The organism is Hyphococcus sp. (assembly GCF_965267305.1).
Lineage (GTDB): Bacteria > Pseudomonadota > Alphaproteobacteria > Caulobacterales > Parvularculaceae > Hyphococcus.
Window position 1 is genome coordinate 3,261,720 of sequence record NZ_OZ253945.1, and the last position, 17,806, is coordinate 3,279,525.

The 17,806-nt window shown below is 60.0% G+C and carries 19 protein-coding genes; 11 read left to right on the plus strand and 8 right to left on the minus strand.

The genetic code is table 11. The features are described 5' to 3' along the window. Positions 1-97 precede the first annotated feature (97 nt). Both ACQY5P_RS15730 and ACQY5P_RS15735 read left to right on the plus strand, forming a co-directional pair. Positions 98-1,594, plus strand: coding sequence for an FMN-binding glutamate synthase family protein (locus ACQY5P_RS15730; RefSeq protein WP_428410676.1), 1,497 nt, complete (start codon positions 98-100; stop codon positions 1,592-1,594). A 60-nt stretch (positions 1,595-1,654) separates the two neighbouring features. After that, complete coding sequence (locus ACQY5P_RS15735; protein WP_428407819.1) at positions 1,655-3,172, plus strand: acyl-CoA carboxylase subunit beta; 1,518 nt, start codon at positions 1,655-1,657, stop codon at positions 3,170-3,172. Here ACQY5P_RS15735 and ACQY5P_RS15740 read toward each other — a convergent pair. The 3 genes from ACQY5P_RS15740 to ACQY5P_RS15750 form a co-directional block, all read right to left on the minus strand. After that, positions 3,166-3,828, minus strand: coding sequence for a DUF2799 domain-containing protein (locus ACQY5P_RS15740; RefSeq protein ID WP_428407820.1), 663 nt, complete (start codon positions 3,826-3,828; stop codon positions 3,166-3,168). The two genes, ACQY5P_RS15735 and ACQY5P_RS15740, sit on opposite strands and share 7 nt — an antisense overlap. 155 nt (positions 3,829-3,983) lie before the next feature. Then, complete coding sequence (locus ACQY5P_RS15745; RefSeq protein WP_428407821.1) at positions 3,984-4,979, minus strand: NADPH:quinone oxidoreductase family protein; 996 nt, start codon at positions 4,977-4,979, stop codon at positions 3,984-3,986. A gap of 14 nt (positions 4,980-4,993) precedes the next feature. After that, entirely contained in the window at positions 4,994-5,575 is a 582-nt protein-coding gene (locus ACQY5P_RS15750; protein WP_428407822.1) for a TIGR00730 family Rossman fold protein, read from the minus strand. Positions 5,576-5,748: 173 nt separating this feature from the next. Between ACQY5P_RS15750 and ACQY5P_RS15755 the strand changes: the two genes are divergently transcribed. Further along, entirely contained in the window at positions 5,749-7,113 is a 1,365-nt protein-coding gene (locus ACQY5P_RS15755; RefSeq protein ID WP_428407823.1) for a spinster family MFS transporter, read from the plus strand. Further along, positions 7,110-7,664, plus strand: a complete 555-nt coding sequence (locus tag ACQY5P_RS15760; RefSeq protein ID WP_428407824.1) for a DUF1801 domain-containing protein — start codon at positions 7,110-7,112, stop codon at positions 7,662-7,664. Before ACQY5P_RS15755 ends, ACQY5P_RS15760 begins: the two co-directional genes overlap by 4 nt. Before the next feature lie 66 nt (positions 7,665-7,730). Here ACQY5P_RS15760 and ACQY5P_RS15765 read toward each other — a convergent pair whose 3' ends face one another. The 3 genes from ACQY5P_RS15765 to ACQY5P_RS15775 all read right to left on the minus strand — a co-directional run bounded on the left by ACQY5P_RS15765 (position 7,731) and on the right by ACQY5P_RS15775 (position 10,314). Continuing rightward, positions 7,731-8,489, minus strand: a complete 759-nt coding sequence (locus ACQY5P_RS15765) for a class I SAM-dependent methyltransferase (RefSeq protein ID WP_428407825.1) — start codon at positions 8,487-8,489, stop codon at positions 7,731-7,733. A 143-nt stretch (positions 8,490-8,632) separates the two neighbouring features. After that, entirely contained in the window at positions 8,633-9,466 is an 834-nt protein-coding gene (locus tag ACQY5P_RS15770; RefSeq protein ID WP_428407826.1) for an SAM-dependent methyltransferase, read from the minus strand. Further along, the gene (locus ACQY5P_RS15775; RefSeq protein WP_428407827.1) at positions 9,466-10,314 is read right to left on the minus strand and encodes a class I SAM-dependent methyltransferase; all 849 of its coding nucleotides are present in this window, start codon (positions 10,312-10,314) and stop codon (positions 9,466-9,468) included. Before ACQY5P_RS15775 ends, ACQY5P_RS15770 begins: the two co-directional genes overlap by 1 nt. A gap of 194 nt (positions 10,315-10,508) precedes the next feature. Here ACQY5P_RS15775 and ACQY5P_RS15780 point away from each other — a divergent pair, with 194 nt between their 5' ends. The 5 genes from ACQY5P_RS15780 (at position 10,509) to ACQY5P_RS15800 (ending at position 14,523) form a co-directional block, all read left to right on the plus strand. Continuing rightward, positions 10,509-11,051: an N-acetyltransferase family protein gene (locus ACQY5P_RS15780; RefSeq protein ID WP_428407828.1), complete on the plus strand. Its 543-nt coding sequence runs from the start codon at positions 10,509-10,511 to the stop codon at positions 11,049-11,051. 10 nt (positions 11,052-11,061) lie between these two features. Next, on the plus strand, positions 11,062-11,481 hold the full coding sequence (locus ACQY5P_RS15785; protein ID WP_428407829.1) for a DUF2267 domain-containing protein: 420 nt from the start codon (positions 11,062-11,064) through the stop codon (positions 11,479-11,481). 75 nt (positions 11,482-11,556) lie between these two features. After that, positions 11,557-13,269 carry a methionine--tRNA ligase gene (gene metG / locus ACQY5P_RS15790; RefSeq protein ID WP_428407830.1) on the plus strand — a complete coding sequence of 571 codons (1,713 nt, stop codon included), beginning with the start codon at positions 11,557-11,559 and terminating at the stop codon, positions 13,267-13,269. A 9-nt stretch (positions 13,270-13,278) separates the two neighbouring features. After that, positions 13,279-13,722 (plus strand): nuclear transport factor 2 family protein, encoded by a 444-nt coding sequence (locus tag ACQY5P_RS15795; RefSeq protein WP_428407831.1) that lies wholly within the window; start codon positions 13,279-13,281, stop codon positions 13,720-13,722. Positions 13,723-13,734: 12 nt separating this feature from the next. Continuing rightward, the gene (locus ACQY5P_RS15800) at positions 13,735-14,523 is read left to right on the plus strand and encodes an SDR family oxidoreductase (RefSeq protein ID WP_428407832.1); all 789 of its coding nucleotides are present in this window, start codon (positions 13,735-13,737) and stop codon (positions 14,521-14,523) included. Positions 14,524-14,691: 168 nt separating this feature from the next. On the opposite strand, the gene ACQY5P_RS15805 is transcribed toward ACQY5P_RS15800, so the two are convergent. Then, the gene (locus tag ACQY5P_RS15805; RefSeq protein WP_428407833.1) at positions 14,692-15,267 is read right to left on the minus strand and encodes a DUF924 family protein; all 576 of its coding nucleotides are present in this window, start codon (positions 15,265-15,267) and stop codon (positions 14,692-14,694) included. Between the two features lie 10 nt (positions 15,268-15,277). Continuing rightward, complete coding sequence (gene mutY / locus ACQY5P_RS15810; protein WP_428407834.1) at positions 15,278-16,351, minus strand: A/G-specific adenine glycosylase; 1,074 nt, start codon at positions 16,349-16,351, stop codon at positions 15,278-15,280. A gap of 79 nt (positions 16,352-16,430) precedes the next feature. Here mutY and ACQY5P_RS15815 point away from each other — a divergent pair, with 79 nt between their 5' ends. Both ACQY5P_RS15815 and ACQY5P_RS15820 read left to right on the plus strand, forming a co-directional pair. Next, positions 16,431-16,874, plus strand: a complete 444-nt coding sequence (locus ACQY5P_RS15815) for a DciA family protein (protein WP_428407835.1) — start codon at positions 16,431-16,433, stop codon at positions 16,872-16,874. A 106-nt stretch (positions 16,875-16,980) separates the two neighbouring features. Beyond that, positions 16,981-17,703, plus strand: coding sequence for a DsbA family protein (locus tag ACQY5P_RS15820; RefSeq protein WP_428407836.1), 723 nt, complete (start codon positions 16,981-16,983; stop codon positions 17,701-17,703). Positions 17,704-17,806 lie beyond the last annotated feature (103 nt).

Consider the following 17,806-nt stretch of genomic DNA (forward strand, 5'->3'; position numbering starts at 1 on the left):
CGGCGCGTCGATTGGCTTTCGGCGCGAATGAATAGAGAGTAGGGCTCGCGCCGACATCAAAGGGGCGAGTTTTATGGACTTTCTTGCGCGTTTCACGATGACGGGGCTTGAGCTCCTGACGACGATATTCGTTTTCATTGTCGGGCTTGGCGTGCTCGCCGTCATCTTCATGTATATCTCAGACGCCTCGCAGTCGCGCGACGCCATTCGTCACAATTATCCGGTGATCGGCCGGTTCCGCGATCTCTTTACGCGGCTTGGCGAATTCTTCCGGCAATATTTCTTCGCCCTCGACCGCGAGGAGATGCCGTTCAACCGCGCGGAACGCGACTGGATTTACAAATCCGCAAAAGGCGGCAACAACACCCAGCCCTTTGGGTCGACCCGCAATCTGACGCTGGTCGGCACGCCGATCTTCATCAACTGCGCGTTCCCGCGCCTCGATGAAGAAGCGTCCGATCCGCCGGCCGTGGAATTCGGTCCGTACACGCCTAATCCGTATTATGCGCCATCGGTGATCAATATTTCCGCCATGAGTTACGGCTCTCTGTCAAAACCGGCCGTGCAGGCGCTGTCGCGCGGCGCCAAACTTGCCGGCTGCTGGCTCAATACGGGAGAGGGCGGTCTTGCGCCCTATCATCTCGAAGGCGGTTGCGACGTTATCTTCCAGATGGGTACGGCGAAATATGGCTGCCGTGATGCCGCGGGCATGCTCGACGACGCCAAGCTTGCGACAATCGCCGCCCATTCGAACGTCAAGATGATCGAAGTGAAACTGGCGCAGGGCGCCAAACCCGGCAAGGGCGGCATTCTGCCGGGGGCGAAAGTGACGAAAGAGATTGCGAAGATCCGGCATATCCCCGTGGGCAAGGCGTCGATATCTCCGAACCGTCATCCCGAAATCGACAATGTGGAAGAGCTTCTCGATTTCATCGACCGCGTGCGCCGGGTTTCAAAACTGCCCACAGGGTTCAAGACCGTCATGGGCGCTTATGGCTGGGTCGACGAACTATGCGACGTCATCGACCGGCGCGGCGTCGAATCGGCGCCCGACTTTATTACGCTTGACGGCGGCGACGGCGGCACGGGCGCGGCGCCCATGTCGCTGATGGACAATGTGGGGCTGCCGTTGAAACAGGCGCTGCCGATGCTTACGGATATCTTGGAGCGTCGCGGTTTGCGCCAGCGCATCAAGGTGATCGCCTCAGGCAAACTAGTGACGCCGGCCGAGGTTGCATGGGCCTATTGCGCGGGCGCGGATGTGGTGAACACCGCGCGCGGTTTCATGTTTTCCATCGGCTGCATTCAGGCCATGCGCTGCCACACCAATAATTGCCCGACAGGCGTCACCACGCACAAGAAACATCTGCAAGGCGGGCTCGATCCGAAGGTGAAGGCGAAGCGTGTTGCGAACTATCTCGACAAGATGCGCAAGGATGTCGCCATGATCGCCCATTCCTGCGGCGCGCCCCACGCCCGCGCGCTGAAACCCTTGCATGTGCGCATCCAGCAGGCGGACGGGACATCGGTTCCCTTGAATGAGCTCATGGAGAAACGGCGTCCCATGGCGCCGCATGAATACAGAAACGCCTGACGTGGGGCCCGGCCTGCTTTTCCCGCTTTACGAAACAGCAGGCGCGATTAAGCTCGCGCCATGGCCTGGGAAAAAGAACTCGAAGAGCTGAAACGCCGCGCTGCGCTCGCCGAAAAGATGGGCGGGGCGGAAAAAGTCGCGCGCCAGCATGAGCGCGGCAAGCTCGATGCGCGCGAGCGCCTTCGCCGCCTGCTCGATGAGAATTCGTTTCGCGAGATCGGCAAGATCGCCGGACGCGGGCGCTATGACGAACAAGGCGAGCTGACGGATTTCTCCGCCAGCAATTTCATTTTCGGTCGTGGGCGTATAAACGGCGCGCCTGTGGTGGCGAGCGCCGATGATTTCACCGTGCGCGGCGGCGCGGCTGACGCCGCGATCCATCGCAAGTTTGCGCAGGCCGAACAAATGGCCCATGAACTTCGCCTGCCGCTGATCCGCATGATCGACGGCACGGGTGGCGGCGGCTCGGTGAAGATGCTCGAAGAGATGGGCTTCACCTATGTGCCTTTCGTTCCCGGCTGGGAGCATGTGGTGAAGAATCTGAAAACCGTGCCGGTGGTCGCGCTGGCGCTGGGGCCTGCCGCGGGGCTTGGCGCCGCACGCATGGTGGCGTCGCATTATTCGGTGATGGTGCGCGGGGTTTCACAGATTTTCACCGCGGGACCTGCGGTCGTTTCCGGTCTGGGTACGGGAGAAAATCTCGACAAGGAACAGCTCGGCGGCGCCGACATTCATGCGCGAAACGGCGTCATCGACGACGAAGCGGCGAGCGAGGACCAGGCCTTCGCCATGGCGCGCGCATTTCTTTCCTATCTGCCTTCCTATGCAGGCGGAAAAATTGAGCGTCGCGAGACCGGCGACAAGCCGAACCGAAAAGAAAAGGCGCTCCTTTCCGCCGTGCCGGAGAACAAACGCGAAGCCTATTCCATGCGCAAGATCCTGGAGATGATCGCCGACAAGGGCAGCGTCTTCGAAATGGGCAAGCGCTGGGGCCGCGCGGCGATTACGGCCTTCGCGCGTTTCGACGGCTGGCCGATTGCGGTGCTCGCCTCCGACCCGACATTTCTTGGCGGTTCGTGGGCCGCAGATACCGCGGAAAAGGCGCGGCGTTTCGTTCAGCTAGCGGAGCAATTCCGCCTGCCGGTCATTCATCTGGTCGACAATCCCGGCTTCATGATCGGGCTCGAAGCCGAACGCGCCGCCACCATCCGCCGCGGCGTCGAGGCAATGAACGCGATCTACGATGCAACGGTTCCGTGGGCGACGGTGATCATCCGCAAGGCTTACGGCGTCGCGGGCGCCGCCATGTCGGACCATACGCGGTTTCAATATCGCTTCGCCTGGCCGTCGGGCGACTGGGGCTCGCTCCCTATGGAAGGCGGCGTCGAGGTCGCCTACAAGTCGGAGCTTGAAAAGGCCGAGGACCCGGCGGCGGCGCTCGCCGACATCAAGGCGCGGCTTTCCCGCGTTACTTCTCCGTTTCGTACGGCCGAGCATTTTCTCGTCGAGGACATTATCGATCCGCGCGAGACCCGGCCTTTATTGTGCGAGTTTGCAGAGCTCGCTTACCGTCAATAACTCGCCGCCGTCACGCCAGCGGCGCCGGGATAAGGGCCGTTGGCGGCGAGAAAGGCGCGATAATCCGCAAGCTCTTCATACGCGACGTCGATGTCGCGGCGTAAGGGACCGAAGGAGCGCTTCACGCGGGTCTTTTCTTCATTGAGATTTTTGAGATCGGCGAGAATGTCGACGCGCTCAAGATGTGGCGTCGCCGGCGATATCAGCGCCGCTTCGGCGTGATCGATATTGTGTTCGATTTCCTGAAGGCGTTTTTCCGCCGCGGCGAAGGCATGCTCCGCATGAGCGAGATCGTTTTCAAGGACGAAAAGCTGATTGCCTTGCTGGTAGGCGGTGACAAAGGCGCCTTCTTCCGGGCCGGTGCAGACGCCGTAATAGCGGCCGCCGCGGGCCCCGATGGAGAAGGCGTTCGAGACCTGGCAATATTCACGAAGCCCTGCGTTTCGGCCTGCGAGATAGGCGTTCATGTCGGGCGTGACGCCAGCCTTTTTGGCGCAGGCCTGGCGATGCGACGACACCGCGCTCGCCGGCGCGCCGCGGGCGCCGTCCTCATAGCCGATGGCGCGCCAGTCGGCGTAAAGGCATTCGTATTTCGACAGGCCGCCGGCGCAGCCGGAAAGGAGCGCGAGAAAAACCAGAGATCCAATGATGCGCATGGCTCAAACCCTCTTCTTGAAGGGTCAGCCTATCGCCGGGGAGCTTAACAACGGGCTTTGCCGATGGGCGGCATTGGGGATTGCCGCGCAACGGCTTGTTAGTCAGTTGGGCGGGAACTCGGCGGAATTGCGGCGCCACAAGTCAAATGAGCGGCCTATTCCATCGTAAGAACGATCTTGCCTGTCGCCTTGCGTGATTCGATCATGGCGAGCGCCTTGGCGGCGTCCTGCAGCGGGAAATGCGCAGTGATCCGGGGGCGGACTTTGCCGCTTTCATAAAGCTCGAACAGCTCGGCGATATATTCCGCATTCTTCGCCGGATTGCGCATGGTGAAGGCGCCCCAGAAGACGCCGACAATCTGGCAGGATTTGAGCAGCGTCAGATTCAAGGGAATCTTCGGGATGCCCGCGGGGAAACCGACGACAAGAAAACGCCCTTCCCAGGCGAGCGCCCGTACCGCCGGCTCGGCGTAATCGCCGCCGACAGCGTCATAGACCACATCCGCGCCGTCGCCGCCGCATAGTTTCTTGATCTCGCCGGAAAGCGCCTTTTGCAAATCGCGGTCGAGTTCGCGCGGATAAACCAGCGCCTCGTCTGCGCCGAGCTCCTTGCAGAATGCAGCCTTGTCTTCAGAGGAGACGCCGGCGACGACCTTGGCGCCCATGGCTTTGCCGAGTTCGATCGCCGCCGCGCCGACGCCGCCGGCCGCGCCGAGAATGAACAGCGCTTCGCCGGGCTGCAGTTTCGCGCGGTCTTTCAGTGCATAATGCGACGTGCCATAAGTCATGAGAAACGCCGCCGCTTCGTCGAACGGCATGGCGTCCGGAATCTTGTGAACGCTCGCCGCGTTCGCGATGAAATGCGTGGCGTAGCCGCCATTGACGCCGGCGCCGAGCACGCGGTCGCCGGGCGAGAAACCGTCCACGCCTTCACCTACGGCTTCGATTATCCCCGCCACTTCGCCGCCAGGCGCGAAAGGACGCGGCGGCTTGAACTGATAAAGATCGCGAATAATGAGCGTGTCGGGAAAGTTGACGCCCGCCGCTTTCACTGCAATCCGGACTTGTCCCTTGCCGGGCTCGGGCGTCGGCGCCTCGGTCAGCTTCAACGCGTCCCGTCCGCCGGCTTCATGGCTCATCATGGCTTTCATTTGTTTGTCCTCATTTACTTGACGGCCGCGAAACGCCGGTCATCGGCGCTCCAGGGCGGCGCGGTTTTGATCTTGTCGAGAACGTCGCTCACATCTTCGGCGACGGACCACATTTCGAGGTGCTTTTCATTCATGAAATTTTCGCGCACCGCCTGTTCCAACAGCGCGATAGCGGGGTCGTAATAATTGCGGATATTCACAATGACGATGGGTTTGGCGAAGAGGCCGAGTCTTTTCCAGGTGATGGCCTCGAAGAGTTCCTCAAACGTGCCGCAACCGCCGGGCAGGGCGACGACCGCGTCGGCGCGGTCGATCATCAGACGTTTGCGCTCATGGAGATCGTTGACGAGGTGAAGATCGGTGAGGCCCGGATGACCCCATTCGAGATCGTACATGAAACGCGGCAACACGCCCTCGACGCGCCCGCCGCGGGAAAGCGCGCCGTCAGCAACCGCGCCCATGGAGCCGATGGCGCCGCCGCCATAGACGGTCGTGAGACCTGCTTCGCCCAAAATCTCGCCAAGACGCGTTGCGGCTGCGAGATAATCCGGGTGCGTCTTAGGACTCGACGCGCAGTAAACTGTAACGCGCTGCATAGGCGCCCTTTATCCTTGCTCTTCTCCCGTTTCTTAAGCATTCTTTGCGCACAAAGAAACGGTCAATGACAGATCGAGGGAGGACGGGAATGCTGCACCGGTCAAGAGGAGCGGCGCTGGCCGCGTTGATGCTAGCCGCCTGCGTCACCGGCGTCCGGTTTTAAGCGGCGCCCATGAAAGAAGACGCCAACGCTCCGGCGAGCCCCGCAGTGACGTTTCCGGCTTCCAAAGGCCGCGCATACCGCACTTACGTTCTTCTGCTCCTGACAGCGGTTTATACATTCAACTTCATCGACCGGCAGATCATCGCCATACTCTCTCCGGCGATCAAAACCGATCTCGGCCTCGCCGACTGGCAGCTTGGCGTCTTGAAAGGTTTCGCCTTCGCGGTTCTTTATACGACGCTCGGCATTCCTATTGCGCGCCTCGCCGACAGGACAAACCGCGTCAACATTATTGCGATCGCGCTGGCCCTGTGGTCCGGTTTCACCGCGCTTTCAGGCGCGTGCCAGAACTTCGTCCAGCTTGCGCTGGCGCGCGTCGGCGTCGGCATCGGCGAAGCGGGCGGCTCGCCCCCGGCGCATTCCCTGATTTCCGACTATTATCCGAAAGAAAAACGCGCAGGCGCGCTGGGCGTCTACGCCATGGGCATTCCGGTCGGCGTCGCCTTCGCCTATCTCGCCGGCGGCTGGATCACCCAGACTTTTTCCTGGCGCATCGCGTTTCTTGTGGTGGGTCTTCCCGGCATCATCCTCGCTATTCTGTTAAAGCTGACGGTGCGCGAGCCGCCGCGAGGCGCGACTGAAGGCGCAGGCGCGGCGGACGCTGCAGAAAACAGCGGTGCCCGAAGCCTTTTGAGCGAGATCGGCGTCATCTGGCAAACCGCGAAACATCTCCTGTCGATCCCTACCTATCGCGCCGTTGTTTTCGGGACGACCGCCATTTCCTTTTCGGCTTACGCCAACGGCACCTGGATCGTTGATTTTTATGCGCGGTCTCACTCGGATTTCAGCCTGCTGACCGTGTTGTTCGCGCTCGGCCTCATTTCCGGTACGGCCTATGCGCTGGGCACCTTTCTCGGCGGCTATCTCGTGGATACGCTCGGGAACAAGAATAAGCGCATGTATGGCTATGTGCCGGCGATTGCGCTTTTCGTGAATGCGCCCTTGTTCCTGATCTCCTTGTGGCATCCGAGCGCCATCGTCTCGCTGATCTTCCAAATCCCGGTTCAGCTCTCCATCGGATTTTATCTGGGGCCTGCTTTCGCGCTGGCGCAAACGCTGGCGCCGGTGCGGGTGCGCGCGCTCTCTACAGCGATTTTCTTTTTCATCCTGAACATGATCGCCCTTGGTTTTGGGCCGACGACGGCCGGTATCCTTTCCAGCAGCCTTTCAGGCGGGATGGGCGAGGAGCTGGCCCTGCGCTGGTCGCTGACGCTTGTCTCTCTGGCCGGGCTCATCGGCGCATGGTATTTCTATCTCGTCGCGAAACGCATTCCCGCCGACTGGGAAAACGCGACGGGAGAGAAGGTTGAATGACCGTAAAACGCAAAGCCGCAACGAAGAAGCTGAAATCCGGCGCGCAGATAAAGCCAAAAAAAGCGGCGACTAAGAAGAAACCGGCTGCAAAGAAAATTCCGGCGAAAAAGTCGGCCGACAAAAAAGCATCGAAAAAAGCCGACCTTAAAACCAAACCGACGGCGCAGCGCGTCCTCGCCTTTATCGAAGGTCTAGACAACGAAACCCGAAAGAAGGACGCCAAAACGCTGCTCGCCATGATGCGCAAGGTGACAGGCGAAAAGGCGAAAATGTGGGGCCCGTCGATCATCGGTTTCGGCGAGTATCATTATAAATATGAGAGCGGGCGCGAAGGCGACATGCTCGCTGTCGGGTTCTCCCCCCGCAAGGCGAATATGGCAATCTATGTGCTGGGATCGCTAGGCGAAGATGAGCCGCTTCTGAAGAAGCTCGGCCCTTATAAGAACGGCAAGAGCTGTCTTTATGTGACAAGCCTCGACAAGGTCGATCTCGCCGTGCTCGAAAAGATCGTGGCGAAATCCTACAAGGCGACCAAGGCGAAATGGGGCTAGCCGGTCCGGCCGCCTCCGAAAAGCCGGCGCAGGCGCGCCGGCTTTCTCTTGAGCATAGTCCGGCGTCTATTCCGGGCTTACATATTTATGAACCATGCGCGTGGTTTTTCCGCGCAAGCCTGATTCGAAGAAATTGTTTTTCAAATCATCGCCGGGATTGGCGTGTATGCCGTTCGCCGACCCGGCGAACTCGAAACCGGCGCCGGTGACGTCCGCCTTGATGACGTCTTCCGGCGCGCGGTGCCAGGCCGCGCTTTCGGCGCGCGTCGAGCCGGGGGCGGCGGTATGTTCGATCACGGCGAAGACTCCGCCAGGTTTGAGGATGCGCTTGATTTCGCCGTAAACGCGCGCGGAATTGGGCGGCATCGCTTCACCGGATTCTTCCGCGTAATGCAGGTGGTGAATGATGAGCGACAACAGCACCATATCGACGGAATCGTCGGCGATGGGGAAGGGCTCGCCGACCGCAGCAGAGGTAATCTCGATATTGCCGTAAGGCGCGAACTGCGCCTCGAAGGCCGCCTTGTTCTGGTCGAACTGTTGGCTGGCGGGATAATGCGCAATGACCTTCCCCTCCGGCCCGACGGCGCCGGAGAGAATTTCGGTGAAGTACCCGCCGCCTGCTGCGAGGTCGGCGACGGTCATGCCTTCCTCGACGCGGAAAAAGGTGAGCACCTCGCCCGGTTTGCGTCCTTCGTCTGCGGCGCGGTTTTCCTCCTTGCGCTGAGGATTGTCGATGCCGGCCTGGATGTTGGCCGGAGCATCCTTGGCGGCCGCTGCGCCAAACATGGCCGCCGCGGCGACGACAAGCGCGAAATGTTTCATGGAAGCCCTCCGATGTTGCGATGACGCAGCATCGGCGCAAAACACCGTCATTTCACGGGCGTTTGCGATGAAGCGCTGGCCCTTTGCGACCGCTTGCCTGTCCAATCACAATCGCGTGCGCGAGGGCCCGCGAAAAAGCGGATCTAGATTTTTTCGAAGTGCATGACGCCCCAGGCGAGATGCCCCTGATCGGCGCCGTCGACCCAGCGCTGAAGGCCTGCGAGCATCTGGTCGATATAGTCGGCGGAAATTTTTCCTTCGAGCTGCGCCCGGCGTTCCGCCAGTTCAGCTTTCACCTGCGCATAATGATTGCGAAGCTGGTTCGTGAGATCCTCGATGGCGATTTCGCGAAATCCCCGTTGCTCCAACTCGCGCCGATAAAAGCCGAAAGAGGCGAGGCTGGTCAAATGAATGCGATCGTAAATCGGCTTCAGGACCGCCGTATCGGTCAGCGCATCGGCCTGCATGGGATCAGTGAAAATAAATTCGCCGCCCTTTTTCAGCACGCGCGCCACTTCGTCGAGCACCCTGCCGCGGTCGCCGGCGTGGAGGATCGCATCCTGCGACCAGACAATGTCGAATGTTCCGTCTTTTTCGGGAATGTCTTCGAACGAACCTTCAAGAACCGTAATCCTGTCATCGAGCCCTTGCTCTTTCGTCAGGGCGCGGTTGCGGTCGTTTTCTTTCTCGGAAAGATTAAGACAAGTGACATGCGCGCCGAATTCTCTGGCGAGGACGCGCGCCCCGCCGCCATAGCCCGATCCGATGTCAAGAACGCGGGCGCCGGGCTTAAGCCCGCGAAGGCGCCGCGCCATATGCAACACCGTCTCGCGGCTCGCCTCCTTGATGGAGCGGCGGCCGTCATAAAGGCCGATATGGATGTCCTCGCCGCCCCAGATCGCAGCGTAGAAATTGTCCGCGTCCTCGCTGTCGTAATAGTCGCGGGCGATGTCGGTAACAGAAGAAGTCTGGCTCATTACGATTGCTCGATGAAGGTCTTGTCGGCGATGTGAACGAGAAAATCCGGGTCGTGATCGTCGAAAGTTTCCTGAAAGTCGCCATAGGTGTTGACCCGCTGGAACCCGACCTCCTTCATGAGATTGCGCACATACGCCTTGCGCAACGGAAACATGTTCAGATGATAAACTGAGCCGTCAGGGAAGGTGTAACGGAAACGGGCAAGCGAATTGTCCATGTGCTCCGGCTCAGCCGTGACCTTCTCGCCGCAGTAATAATATTTGTGCTTGCTGTCGAAACCGACATCCAGAATGGCGTCGTAATTGCGCTGGTCAAGAATGAGGATGCCGTCATGTTTCAAGGCCGCATAAAATTCGGCGAGGGCGCGCCGCCGGTCTTCTTCTTTGAAGAGATGGGTGAAGGAATTGCCAAGACAGATGATCGCATCGAATTTTCCGTGAATATCGCGATTGAGCCAGCGCCAGTCCGCATGAGCGGTTTTCAGCATTAAATTTCGCTTGCGCGCATTTTCAAACGCTTTGGTCAGCATTTCGGCCGATCCGTCGACGCTGACGACGTCGAAACCGGCTTTCAACAATTGGACGGAGTGAAACCCTGTGCCCGCCGCAACGTCGAGGACAGTCTTTTTGCCGCGTGCCCGCAACATGTCGATGAAAAACTGGCCCTCGCTCTTCGCGCGCGCGTCCCAATCGATCAATTCGTCCCATTTATCGACAAATCCATGGATATACTCGGCCTGATAATGGTCGGTTTCGCGCACTTCAATGGGATTGTCGCCAAAATCCTGACGCGGCGCGCCCTTCTCCTGTTTCTTGGCGTGTGCGGTAGCTTCTTGATTTACGGTCATGAATCTCTCCGGGCGGCAAAAAACAAAGCATTTCCGCGGATGGCAGCCCTAATCCGCGGAAAATATGCAGCGATTTCTGATTTGACCCACACCATACCGGGTTAGAGTCGAGATTTGAACCGCAGAGAGAAGATTTTTTCCACTCATGTTGCAAAATCTTCATTTTTACCTATTTAATCTGTATAAAGACGAAAATGGCGATTTTCGCTTGGGTATTGGAAATAGGCGGCAAAGGCGCGGCGATGAGCGATTTCGATGTGACGCGGCAAACCGAGCGGGATTGGGTTGAGGTCTGGCGCGTGCTTCAGCCTGCGTTTCGCGCTGGAGAATCGTATCCTTTGCCCCGCGATGTCAGCGAGGAAGACGCAAGGCGTTATTGGATAAAGACTGACGGTTACAACGCTGTGGCGCGCGATTCCGCCGGCTTAGTCATCGGCGTCTATTATCTGCGCCCCGATCAGGGCGGGCCGGGCGATCATATCTGCAATGCAGGTTACGTCATCGCAGAGGCGGCGCGCGGAAAGGGCTATGCGACGGCGCTTTGCCTGCAGTCGCAGGATCAGGCGCGGGAAATGGGGTTCCGCGGCATGAAGTTCAATCTGGTCGTCTCAAGCAACGCCGCCGCGATCAAGGCGTGGAAAAAGGCGGGCATGGAAATCATCGCAACCGTGCCCGGCGCTTTTCGTCATCCCGCGCTAGGGTTCGTCGATGCTAATGTGATGTTCAAGAGCCTATAGGAATTTGCCGGTGACCCAGCCCTATGATGTCGAGTTCGCTTCAGAACAATATCAGAAATGGCTCGTCGCACTGAAAGAGAAGGCCATGCTGGCGACGCTCAATCAGGCGCAGGCGATGATGCGCGCTGTGATGGAAGAATTGCGCGACAGCGTTTCCGATGAAGACGCGCTGGCGATCGCCAACGCGCTGCCGGCGCTCGCCCGCGGGATCATGCTGGAAGGCTGGGCGTTGGGCGCGCCGAAGCATTCCGTCGCGTCGCCCGAGGACTTTCACCGGCGCCTTTGCGGCAACCTCAAAGAGCATCATGCGCCGCCGGAAGATCTCGCCGAAGCGGTCTTCGCCGTCTGGCGCGAGACTTTGCCGCCGCAAAAGGTGAGGGCGATCAATGAGAATCTACCGGCGGCGCTGCGCCCGCTCTGGCCCGCCTGACGCGCTCCGAGGGGCATTCTTGTGGACCGCGCCCGCTTGCGGCTATAGACCGGGCTCGAATTCAGGAAAGTCCCAATGGCCCGCATCCTCATCACTTCGGCGCTGCCTTACATCAACGGAATCAAGCATCTGGGCAATCTTGTAGGCTCCATGCTGCCGGCGGATGTCTATGCGCGCTTCAAGCGCCAGCAGGGCGAAGAGGTGCTTTTCATCTGCGCCACGGACGAGCATGGCACGCCGGCCGAGCTCGCGGCCCGCGCCGCGGGACAGGACGTCGCCGACTATTGCGCCGAACAGCATGAGATCCAGAAAAAAGCGGGCGCCGAATTCGGCCTTTCCTTCGATCATTTCGGCCGGTCTTCGAACCCGCCCAACCATCGCCTGACGCAGCATTTCGCCCATGTGCTCGAACAAAAAGGCCTCATCGAAGAGCGCACGGACAAACAGGTCTATTCCATCGACGATGAGCGCTTCCTGCCGGACCGTTATGTGGAAGGGACATGTCCCCATTGCGGTTACGAAAAAGCCCGCGGCGACCAGTGCGACAATTGCGGGCGGCTGCTCGATCCGACAGACCTCAAAGATCCTTATTCGGCGATCTCCGGCTCTAAGAATGTGGAAGTGCGCGAGACCAAGCATCTCTACTTGCTTCAGGCGCAGATGCAGGAGCGGATCGCGGCTTGGATCAATTCCAAACCTGATTGGCCGCAGCTGACGAAATCCATCGCGCAGAAATGGCTGAAAGAGGGCCTCCGCGACCGCTCCATCACCCGTGATCTCAAATGGGGCATTCCCGTCGCCTATGAAGGCAAGGCGCGGCCCGGTTTCGAAAACAAGGTTTTCTATGTCTGGTTCGACGCGCCCATCGAATATATCGCGGCGACCGAGGAATGGGCGCTCGCCAATGATAAAGGCGACGAGTGGGAATGCTGGTGGCGCACCGATAAAGGCGCAGATGATGTGTGCTATGTGGAATTCATGGGCAAGGACAATGTCGCCTTTCACACGGTGAGTTTCCCCGCGACCATCATCGGGTCGGAAGAGCCGTGGAAGCTTGTGGACACGCTGAAGTCCTTGAACTGGCTCACCTGGTATGGCGGAAAATTTTCGACCAGCCAGAACCGCGGCATTTTCATGGATCAGGCGCTGGCGCTTCTGCCTGCGGATTACTGGCGCTGGCATCTAATGGCGAATGCGCCTGAATCCGACGACGCGTCGTTCACGCTCGAGCACTTTGCATCGGTGGTGAACAAGGACCTCGCCGACGTGCTCGGCAATTTCGTCAACCGCATCACGCGCTTCTGCAAGGCGCGGTTTGGCGAGGAGGTTCCGGCGGAAGGGACGTATGAGGAAGCCGAGGCGGCGCTCGAACAAGAACTCGATGCGAAGCTGAAATCCTACACGCATAATCTCGACCAGATGGAGTTCCGCAAGGCGTTCGCCGACCTTCGCGCCATCTGGGTTGCTGGAAATGAATATCTGCAGGTTGCGGCGCCCTGGACCGTCATCAAGGAAGATAGGGAGAGGGCCGCCGCCTCGGTGCGTTGCGCCTTGAATCTCATCGTCCTCTTCGCAGCTCTGTCGCGGCCGGTTATTCCGTTCACGGCTGATAAAATGTTCGCTATATTCGGCCTCGATCCGGAAACGGCTTCGCGCTGGCCGTCTTCGGCGAAAGAAGCATTGTCGCGGTTCAAGGGCGGCGAGGCGTTCACTCCGCCTGATGTTCTCTTCGCGAAGATCGAGGAGGATCAGGTCGCCGAGTGGCGCGAACGGTTCGGGGCGGAGTAGGGAACAGGCATGCGGCGTTTCGCGATCGTCTTTTTATCACTTTGTTGTCTCGTCGCATGTTCGCCCGATGCGGAGCGGACGGCGCCGGCGCCGGCGGCTGGCGACAACGTGAATGTGGTGAACGGGCTTATGGCGGCGTTCAACGCCCATGACGCCGATAAAATGCGCGACTACTGGCATCCGGACGTCACATGGATCGAGCTTTCCGGCGAACAGGCGAGCAAGGTAACGACCAGCGCGCAGCAGCTTCACGACGAACTCGTCGCCTATTTCGACGCGTATCCTACGGTCTCCTCGAGCCTTGAAAACATCATCGTCAACGGCAATTTCGTCACCGCCGTCGAGCGTCCCGTCTGGGAGGAAGCGGGCGAGCGCAAGAGCCAGGCTTCCGTCGTTGTGTATGAAATCATTGACGGCAGGGTGAAACGATTCTGGTATTACCCTCCGCAATAGGAGGCGTTTGCCATGATGAAAGACCTGTTTTCACTTGAGGGCCGCACAGCGCTTGTCACCGGCGGCTCTCGCGGCATCGGCAAGATGATCGCGCAAGGATTCCTCGAACAGGGCGCCAAGGTCTATATCACGGCGAGGAAGGCACCGGCCTGCGACCAGACCGCCGAAGAGCTGTCGCAATATGGGCAATGCGTATCGCTGCCCCATGATCTCTCGACGGTTGCGGGCTGCGAAGCTTTGGCCGCGGAACTCGCCGGGCACGAAAAGAAACTCGACATTCTCGTCAATAATGCGGGCGCCGCCTGGGGCGCCGAGTTCGACGAATATCCCGAAAGCGGCTGGGACAAGACCATGGACCTCAATGTGAAGTCGCTGTTCTTCATGACCCAGAAAGTCCACGGGCTCATGAAAGCGGCGGCGAGCGCGGATAAACCCGGCAAGGTCATCAACATCGCCTCCATCGACGGCATCAAGATCAATCCGTGGGAAACCTACGCCTATCAGGCGTCGAAGGCCGCGGTCATTCACCTTACGCGGCGCATGGCGGCGCGGCTGATCGAGGACAACATTTGCGTCTCCGGCATCGCGCCCGGCGCCTTTGCGTCGGACATGAACCGCGCGGCGCGCGACGCAGAAGATGCGGTGGGCAAGATGATCCCGGCGAAACGGATCGGCCGCGACAGCGACATGGCGGGCGTCGCTGTGTTCCTCGCCTCGCGCGCCGGCGACTATGTGGTCGGCGACACGCTCGCCGTCGATGGCGGGGTTGCCTATTCGCAAGTGGCGCAGGCCTGGGGCTAGCAGGGACCTCTTTGTTTCTGCACGGTAGGTCTATTTTCCGATCACCCCGGCACCCGGGTCCGGCTAAAGCCGGCCCGAGTATAAACTCCGCCCGGGGTCCAGTTGCCGCAAGCACAGAACAGTTTTGCACTGGATCCCGGCCTTCGCCGGGATAGTCGGGGTTAGAGCTTACGGATTAAATCCGCCAGCCCTCAAAAACGCGATTTCCTCCGGCGTCGATTTGCGGCCCAAGACCTTGTTCCGGTGCGGGAAGCGGCCGAAGCGCCTGACGATGTCGCGATGCTCGATGGCGAAGGGGAGGTTCTTTGTCGTCGGCAATTGCGCTTTGAAGAGGGCGACGCTTTCTTCCTGAACCGCCAAGTCCTCGGCGTGCATGAAGGGCATATAGAAAAACGCTCGCCGCTGATCGTTCACCAGATGATCGAACCGCCGCGCCAGAGCTTCGCGCGCAACGTCGAGGGCTTGTGCGTCCTGCGCGAAGGCTTCCGGCGTGTCGCGATAGAGATTGCGCGAGAACTGGTCGAGAATGAGGATTAGCGACAAGGAATAAACCGGATGCGCGCGCCAGACATCAAGTTGGCCTCGTTTCGCCGCGTCATGCATCGCGCCGAACCGAGTCTTGATTACCTCATCGAAAGCATCATCGCGGCGGAACCACTGGTAAGGTTTCGTCTCCTCGAACCAAAAATGGAGAACGGCGTCGCCGTTTGCGTTGGTGGGGCGTGGTAAATTTGCGTTTGTCATTCCAATAAATCTAGTCATTGGTTTTCGCTGCGCCAACCGCCTTCTTCATCACGGTCGGCACGCGCGCTGCTTCCGGGTCGATCCATTGCTGATCAACCGATTTGCGAAATCCTTTCGGCGCGGCGCCCGCATAGACATCCAGCGTTAGGTGGAAATGGGTGAATGTGTGCGTCGCTTCGCCGGTTTTTTTCCATTTCGCTTTTGCGGGCGCGCTGTCGAAAACATCGCCGCTGAGCTTTTCTTTCCATTCGGTGCCGGGCAGGCCCAGCATGCCGCCGAGCAAGCCTTTTTCCGGGCGCCGCTCAAACAGCATTTCGCCCTTTGCATTAGTGAGCGCGAAGACGGCGCCGATGCGGTTCGGTTTTGCTTTCTTCGCCGCCTTCACCGGATATTTTTCCTGCGTTCCCTCTTTTTGCGCAGCGCAATTTTCGGAGACCGGGCACAACAAACACATGGGCGCCTTCGGGCGGCAGACGCCGGCGCCGAGATCCATCAACGCCTGCGCAAAATCGCCGGACCGTTTCTTTGGCCAGATTTCCTCGAGCCGCTCTTTGATCTCGGCTTTGGCGGCGGGAAGGGGCGTTTCGATTTCATAAAGGCGCGAGACAACGCGTTCGATATTGCCGTCGATGACGATGGCGCGCCGGTCGAAAGCGATGGCGGCGACGGCGGCGGCGGTGTAATCGCCAACGCCCGGAAGCGCGCGCAAACCTTCCTCATTATCCGGAAAAACGCCGTCATGGTCTTGTGCAACAACAACTGCGCATTTGTGCAAGTTGCGGGCGCGTGCGTAATAGCCGAGCCCCGCCCATTGCCCGAGAATGTCATCCAAAGGCGCGGCGGCCATGGCGTTGACGTCGGGCCAGCGCGCGAGGAACTCAGCGTAGCGGGGGGCGACCGTCGCCACCGTCGTCTGTTGCAGCATGATTTCGGAGAGCCAGACGGCGTAAGGATCGGGGCGCTCGCCGCCTTTTCGCGCCTTCGGCCCCACGCGCCACGGCAGGTCCCGCGCATTGGCGTCGTACCAGCGAAGCAGGGCGCCTGATATAGAAGGGGGGATTGTGGATTTCTTTTTGGCGGGCATGGGCGCGTTTTGGCGTGACGGCGTTTCAACTGCGGACGCGCCAGTGTTAGAGTGACGCCAGGCAAACGGCAAAGCCCTCATGACCCCATACAAACCCACGCGCGCCGCCCGCAGGGCGCCGCCTTCCATCGCCCGTGCAAGCGCGGAGATTTTTCGCGAGCTCGCCAAGCGCACGAAATATGTGGACCCGGCGATCGCCGAGCGCTGGCCGCAGCTTGCCGGAGAGAAACTGGCCCGCCTCTGCCGCCCCGGCCGGCTCACGGGCCGCGGGCCCGGAAGGTCGCTGGAGCTCTATGTCGCCAACGGGGCCGCCGCCGCCGCGGTCGACATGGAGCGGGACGGTCTGATCGCCCGGCTGAATTCCTATCTGGGCCCCGGTTCGGTCGCCCGCCTTTCCGTCATCCAGACCGGGCGGCCGTCGGCCGGCGCGGAAAAGGTTGAGGAAGGCCCCTCCGATGCCGAATTAGGAGCCGCGCTCGCCTCGTTCCGGGCCGCCGTTCGCCGCCGAAATGGCGGAAAATAAAGCTCTTTTGACTTGCGCCGGGAGGCGCCATCAGCGATTTTGCGGGTCAATTCGATCCCCGGAAGGCCGCGCCCGTGCTGCGGCCTCTATTGAAAGGCAGTTTTCCATGTCCCTTACCCTTCATGCCGCCCGCCGCCCGGCCGTCTCCGTCGTATTTGCGGGACTTGCGGCCTTCGCGCTCGCCGCCTGCGGCGGGGCCGACGCCCCGGCGACGGGCGAAGCGGCGTCGCAAAACGAAACGGCGTCTGTTGAAAAGGAAGGCGAGGGCGCCCTTGGCGACATGGCCATGGGCGAGGTTGACGCGCCGATCACCGTCATCGAATACGCCTCGGTGACCTGCCCGCACTGCGCCACGTTCCACGCTGAAATCTTCCCAGAGATCAAAGAGAACTACATCGAGACCGGCAAAGTCCGCTTCATCTTCCGCGAGTTTCCCACGGCGCCGGCCAATCTTTCCGTCGCCGGCTCCATGCTCGCCCGCTGCGCCGCTGAAAAGCGCGGCGACGACGCCTATTTCGTTATCCTTAATGCGCTGTTCCAGGGGCAGCGGACCTGGATTTACGGCGAAAGCCCGCGCGAGGAATTGTTGAAAATCGCGTCCCAGGCCGGGATGAGCGGGGAGGACTTCGACGCCTGCGTTCAAAGGAAAGAATTGCTTGATTTAATTAATGAAAATATCAAGGAAGGCAGCGAAAAATACGGCATTAATTCCACTCCAACCTTCGTGGTTGAGGGTCAGACGCGCCATTTCTCGAACGCCGAGGATTTCTCGAAAGCGCTCGATGAGGCGCTGGAGAAAAAAGCCGATGGCGGCGCGGCCGGAGAATAACGGGCTGGGGAATAAGTCTTGTGGCGCGGGGGCGCTCAAGGCCTTGGCCTCCTTCAAGAATCGCCGATCATTGAATCTTTCGGAAACAGCGTCGCAGATGTGG

Bases quoted from the DNA above. Each gene is read 5' to 3' on its own strand.
- ACQY5P_RS15760 (WP_428407824.1), top strand. From the start codon at position 7,110: ATGACCGTAAAACGCAAAGCCGCAACGAAGAAGCTGAAATCCGGCGCG.
- ACQY5P_RS15775 (WP_428407827.1), bottom strand. From the start codon at position 10,314: ATGACCGTAAATCAAGAAGCTACCGCACACGCCAAGAAACAGGAGAAG.
- ACQY5P_RS15765 (WP_428407825.1), bottom strand. From the start codon at position 8,489: ATGAAACATTTCGCGCTTGTCGTCGCCGCGGCGGCCATGTTTGGCGCA.
- ACQY5P_RS15730 (WP_428410676.1), top strand. From the start codon at position 98: ATGACGGGGCTTGAGCTCCTGACGACGATATTCGTTTTCATTGTCGGG.
- ACQY5P_RS15805 (WP_428407833.1), bottom strand. From the start codon at position 15,267: ATGACAAACGCAAATTTACCACGCCCCACCAACGCAAACGGCGACGCC.
- ACQY5P_RS15735 (WP_428407819.1), top strand. From the start codon at position 1,655: ATGGCCTGGGAAAAAGAACTCGAAGAGCTGAAACGCCGCGCTGCGCTC.
- ACQY5P_RS15820 (WP_428407836.1), top strand. From the start codon at position 16,981: ATGTCCCTTACCCTTCATGCCGCCCGCCGCCCGGCCGTCTCCGTCGTA.
- ACQY5P_RS15755 (WP_428407823.1), top strand. From the start codon at position 5,749: ATGAAAGAAGACGCCAACGCTCCGGCGAGCCCCGCAGTGACGTTTCCG.
- ACQY5P_RS15815 (WP_428407835.1), top strand. From the start codon at position 16,431: ATGACCCCATACAAACCCACGCGCGCCGCCCGCAGGGCGCCGCCTTCC.
- ACQY5P_RS15780 (WP_428407828.1), top strand. From the start codon at position 10,509: ATGGCGATTTTCGCTTGGGTATTGGAAATAGGCGGCAAAGGCGCGGCG.
- ACQY5P_RS15795 (WP_428407831.1), top strand. From the start codon at position 13,279: ATGCGGCGTTTCGCGATCGTCTTTTTATCACTTTGTTGTCTCGTCGCA.
- ACQY5P_RS15740 (WP_428407820.1), bottom strand. From the start codon at position 3,828: ATGCGCATCATTGGATCTCTGGTTTTTCTCGCGCTCCTTTCCGGCTGC.
- mutY (WP_428407834.1), bottom strand. From the start codon at position 16,351: ATGCCCGCCAAAAAGAAATCCACAATCCCCCCTTCTATATCAGGCGCC.
- ACQY5P_RS15745 (WP_428407821.1), bottom strand. From the start codon at position 4,979: ATGAAAGCCATGATGAGCCATGAAGCCGGCGGACGGGACGCGTTGAAG.
- metG (WP_428407830.1), top strand. From the start codon at position 11,557: ATGGCCCGCATCCTCATCACTTCGGCGCTGCCTTACATCAACGGAATC.
- ACQY5P_RS15770 (WP_428407826.1), bottom strand. From the start codon at position 9,466: ATGAGCCAGACTTCTTCTGTTACCGACATCGCCCGCGACTATTACGAC.
- ACQY5P_RS15750 (WP_428407822.1), bottom strand. From the start codon at position 5,575: ATGCAGCGCGTTACAGTTTACTGCGCGTCGAGTCCTAAGACGCACCCG.
- ACQY5P_RS15800 (WP_428407832.1), top strand. From the start codon at position 13,735: ATGATGAAAGACCTGTTTTCACTTGAGGGCCGCACAGCGCTTGTCACC.